General features: G+C 65.0%; 1 pseudogene. It reads right to left on the bottom strand.

Annotated elements, in window-relative coordinates:
* Nucleotides 1–128, bottom strand: a pseudogene (locus JHD62_RS22410) (ABC transporter substrate binding protein); the annotation flags it as partial.
* Between the last annotated feature and the right edge of the window lie 126 nt (nt 129–254).

The following is a 254-nucleotide window of genomic DNA, read 5'->3' on the forward strand; positions in this document are numbered from 1 at the left end:
ACGGTCAGGCTCAGCTTGCTGCCAACTTCCGGAGCGATGGCACCCGGCTTTTCACCCTTCAGGATGCGAACCACAATCTTGCCGGTCTGACGGCCCATATCGTAGTAGTTCATGCCCAGGGCTGCGACTGTCTCTTATACACATCTCCGAGCCCACGAGACGAACGCAATAATCGCGTATGCCGTCTTCTGCTTGAAAAGGGGGGGGGGGGGGGGGGGGGGGGGGGGGGGGGGGGGGGGGGGGGGGGGGGGGGG

It is taken from the genome of Aquitalea sp. ASV11, assembly GCF_016429185.1.
Classification (GTDB): Bacteria; Pseudomonadota; Gammaproteobacteria; order Burkholderiales; family Chromobacteriaceae; genus Aquitalea; species Aquitalea pelogenes.